This is a genomic window from Pantoea sp. CFCC18179 (assembly GCF_059412405.1).
The window spans coordinates 1-4,254 of the sequence record NZ_JBNBPM010000032.1; the positions used below are offsets into that span (position 1 = coordinate 1).

At 58.4% G+C, this 4,254-nt stretch carries 4 protein-coding genes; all 4 read left to right on the forward strand.

The annotated features are described in order from the left end of the window. A partial coding sequence (locus tag ACPUC7_RS24235) for a hypothetical protein (RefSeq protein WP_494924838.1) occupies positions 1 to 648 on the forward strand: 648 nt, incomplete at its 5' end. Positions 649 to 692: 44 nt separating this feature from the next. Further along, a complete protein-coding gene (locus tag ACPUC7_RS24240) occupies positions 693 to 902 on the forward strand; it encodes a hypothetical protein (RefSeq protein ID WP_287635808.1) in 210 nt (69 codons plus the stop codon). 1,116 nt (positions 903 to 2,018) lie between these two features. Beyond that, positions 2,019 to 3,431, forward strand: coding sequence for a DUF4942 domain-containing protein (locus tag ACPUC7_RS24245; protein WP_494924840.1), 1,413 nt, complete (start codon positions 2,019 to 2,021; stop codon positions 3,429 to 3,431). A 105-nt stretch (positions 3,432 to 3,536) separates the two neighbouring features. Further along, a complete protein-coding gene (locus ACPUC7_RS24250; RefSeq protein WP_494924839.1) occupies positions 3,537 to 3,902 on the forward strand; it encodes a hypothetical protein in 366 nt (121 codons plus the stop codon). Positions 3,903 to 4,254 lie beyond the last annotated feature (352 nt).

Below are 4,254 nucleotides of genomic sequence, written 5' to 3' on the forward strand. Positions count from 1 at the left end.
GGTCGCCCGTTCTGCCCTCACGGCGAGGAACTCAGAGAAACATCACTTAAACCACACGGGAGACACAACATGTCACAGCAGAACGTCAACACCACGGCTTCAGAATCTAAAGAATCATCATTCTCAAAGGCAGAGTCTGCAGAAAATGTCAGCTATGACGCTATCCGCCGCGCCTTTCGCCGAAATCTTTTTTACGTCAACTATCCGCAGTTCAACGTGAATACCGCAGCGATCCGCGGTGATTTTAATATGAATCTGGAGTACCTGGCGGCGGCAACGTTTACGCGCGATGAGGCTGTATTTGATTCGGGCAAATTCCGGTCGGCAACCGAGCTGCTGCTGATTAATCCGCATGAAAAGCTGCTGATCACTGTCGCCTTGTTTGCCCCAAAAGCAGGCGCAGCGCCGGAAATCTATGAAACCCGCATCGTGCATTCAGCAAACCCGATCGGCGACGAAGAATATGAGGAGAGCACTGAATATCAGACAACCAACGTCTATAAGGCAGCAGGTCTGCTTAACGTGGCGGCGCTAGAGCTGTTCTGGTCAGAACATGAAGGCCTGAAGAAACACGCACAGGCAAGCCTGCCGAAAAGCGATGAATACAGCCCGTTTTGTCACTGGCAGTTTTCCCGCCTGAGAGGGTAAGCACTGACACCCCTGCAGCGCGCTGCAGGGGAAAGGATACAGCAATGAACACACAGGAACGTCTGGCAGAAGCGCTGAAGAATCCACTGCGTGCAGGGTATGTCACTTATACCGGGCACATTATGACCGAAGCTGAATGCGCATCATACAACCTGTATACAGCCGAAGCGGCACGACCCTGGATAAGCGAGCAGGCGCGGGAATTTTTGCTGGATCAGCGGCATCGCTATTTCGTTCTGATAAGTGAAAGCTGACAGCCAGCATACATCTGTATAGTCCGAAAGCGGGGCCTGAGCCGGGCCTCGCAACCTGCAGTTTAAAGCCCGGCGGCCCTGCGGGCCGGTAACAGACGGTGCTGACGCACCGTCTCTCTCCCTTCGCCTGCGCTTTCTCTCTCCGGGGCGCTGTCTCACGGTTTTCTCTCTCTGCTGCCTGCTGCTGTTTATCCCTTGTCTGTGCTGCAGCTGCTTCTCCGGTTTCCTGTCCATGAAGATAAACGGCATGAACAGCCTGATGGCCCCCTCCGGCTCCCCGGCGTTGCCGGGTCGTCAGCCCCACTGCGCTAACCGGCTGCGCCGGTAAGCTCCGCCGAATCCCTCCGGGGTTCGGGCCTGCCGGCTAGGGTCTGATGGCAACGGCCAGGTCAACCCCTGCAGCGGGCTCTCGCCCGCGCGTTCACTGGCCACAAAAGGACGTGGCCGCTGAGGACCGGCCCGGCACCGTGGCGTGCCGTTCCGGGGCCGTGCCCTGTTCATCCTTCCGCGTTCTGTTTTGTTCCCCTGAGCCCCTTCGCCGTGCAGAAACCTGGCACCCGGGCGTCCTCACGCAAGGGTCGCGAGCTAAACGGCTGCACCCGGTCCCTGCGGGCTGCGGCTTTGCCGTTTCCCCCTGCGTTCAGCCTGATGCCCGCGCGCCTGTTCTGCCCTCACGGCGAGGAACTCAGAGAAACATCACTTAAACCACACGGGAGACACAACATGTCACAGCAGAACGTCAACACCACGGCTTCAGAATCTAAAGAATCATCNCCTCACGGCGAGGAACTCAGAGAAACATCACTTAAACCACACGGGAGACACAACATGTCACAGCAGAACGTCAACACCACGGCTTCAGAATCTAAAGAATCATCTCTTTTTAACGGCCAGGGCGATCATGGTGGAGCGGGGGAACTGCTGGGCGACAGCTTCTTTGCGCCGGTAGAGTCGGATCTGATTGATTCGCTGCTGGGACGCTATCAGCACACTCGGGCGAAAATTGAAGCCATTGCCAGCATGGTGACCAGCGGTGAGAACGCCACGGCGGTAGCGCATTTTATCAGCGGCAATCTGAGCAGCCGCCGGGGCTATTACGGGCGGACCGTGGGCGAGATGTTCAGCGTGCCGGGCGCAGTCGCATCCCTGAATTCGGCATTCTGGCAGGAGGCGTTAGACCTGACGGATGTTTACCAGTACATGCCCAACGACCGTCGCAACGAGTGGAATGAGCAGATCCGCGAAATGGCCGCGCCGGATTTTGAGGAAAAAACGGTACGCGCCACGCTGTCTGAGCTGCTGTTTTCGCGAGAGAAATTTTTTGCCGAGCGCATAGACGGGATTTTCCGCAGCCTGTCCGGGGAACACGTCACCAACCGCCCGGAGGGCTTTGGCAAGCGTATGATCATGGCGCGCGTGTACGATGAGTGGGGCGGCAACAACTACGAACGCACCGGCTACATTGATGACCTGCGCCAGGTTATCGCAAAATTCATGGGCCGCGATGCCACCAGCTACCGCACCACAGACAAAATCCTGCAGATTGCCCGCAAGCGTGCCGGGGAATGGCTGACCCTCGACGGGGGCGCGCTGCGCGTGAAAGCCTTTCTGAAAGGCACGGCACACCTTGAAATTCATCCTGACATGGCCTGGCGGCTCAATGACATTCTGGCGTTTCTGTATCCGGCAGCGATCCCGGCGGAGCATCGTCAGAAGCCGCGCACAAAGGCGAAGAGTTTTAACCTGACGTCGAACCTGCTGCCGTTCAGCGTGCTGAGCGAACTCAGCGAGCTGGAGATCGAGCGCACTGAGCCGCAGCAGCGTAATCGCTGGGAAGAGCCGCGCGAGCCGGTTACCACAAATCCGAATAACCGCCGCTTTAAGAATCTGATGAACTTCGACAAGGCCGTGCGTGCGGAGGCTGAAAACGTGCTGATCAGCATCGGCGGCGTGAAGATGGCCAGAAACGCGTTTACATGGTTTGAGTTCGACTACGACCCGACCACGGCGATTCAGGATATCCAGCTGAGCGGCGCGCTGCCGGATCAGAAAACGCACCAGTTTTACCCGACAACCCAGGCGCTTGCCGCGCAGCTGCTTGACGAAGTGAACATTCAGGAGGGCGAAACCTGCCTGGAGCCAAGCGCGGGTATGGGCGGACTTGCCGACCTGATGCCGCAGACGCATACCACCTGCGTGGAAATCTCGCCGCTGCACTGCCGCGTACTGGAGGCCAAAGGGCACACGGTAATTGAGGGCGATTTTCTGCACTGGGCGCAGGAAACCCGTCAGCGTTTTGACGTCGTGGTAATGAATCCACCTTACAGCGAAGGGCGCGCCGTAGCGCATCTGAACGCAGCCGCTGCGCTGGTAAAAGAGGGCGGGCGACTGGGGGCCATACTGCCAGCGGGGGCGGATAAAAAAGGCGTGCTGCCGGGCTGGGACTGCAGCTGGTCTGAACCAATGGACGGCATGTTTGCAGGGACGGGCGTTCGCGTGATGCGTCTCGTAGCGTATAAGCCAGAGTAACGGACAGAAAAAAGGCAGGGTGTGAACCCTGCCTGATTCCGCCCCTAGTATCTACGACGAAGCCGGGGCATCAGAGAAACACTGACCACAGAACAGGAGATCAATGTGTCTACAGCGCAAACCTTATCACTGGATAACCAGCCAGTAAACCCGGGATTACCCGCGACGTGTGAGCCGGTGCGAATGGACGTTATCGAAGAAATTGCCGCGACGGCTGCGGAAACTGAGCGACCGGCGCTTATCTGGGGAAATACGGACCGCGCAACGGTTGCGGCCGAGGCATTATGGATATATGCCCGGCGTACCGGTCTTGACGGAAACGGGGACGAAGCTTACACGGCTGTGCAGGATCTGATAGCTAACCTGATGCACCTGTGTGAACAGGAAGGCATAACGGACGAAAACGTAACATTTGCGTCGCTGGTAAATATGGCGGAAATGCATTATCAGGCCGAGCTGGACGAATGTTAAGAGCAGTGAGCGCGGGGCTGTTTATGGCCCTGCAGCTGCCTGAGCCGCGGCTTAAAAGCGGGCGGCCCTGCGGGCCGGGAAAAGACGGTGCTGACGCACCGCCTCTCTCCCTTCGCCTGCGCTTTCTCTCTCCGGGACGCTGTCTCACGGTCTTCTCTCTCTGCTTCCTGCTGCTCTCCGTTCTGCTGTGCTGCAGCTGCTTCTCCGCCTTCCTGTCCCTGAAGGTCAACAGCATGAACAGCCTGATGGCCCCCTCCGGCTCCCCGGCGTTGCCGGGTCGTCAGCCCCACTGCGCTAACCGGCTGCGCCGGTAAGCTCCGCCGAATCCCTCCGGGGTTCGGGCCTGCCGGCT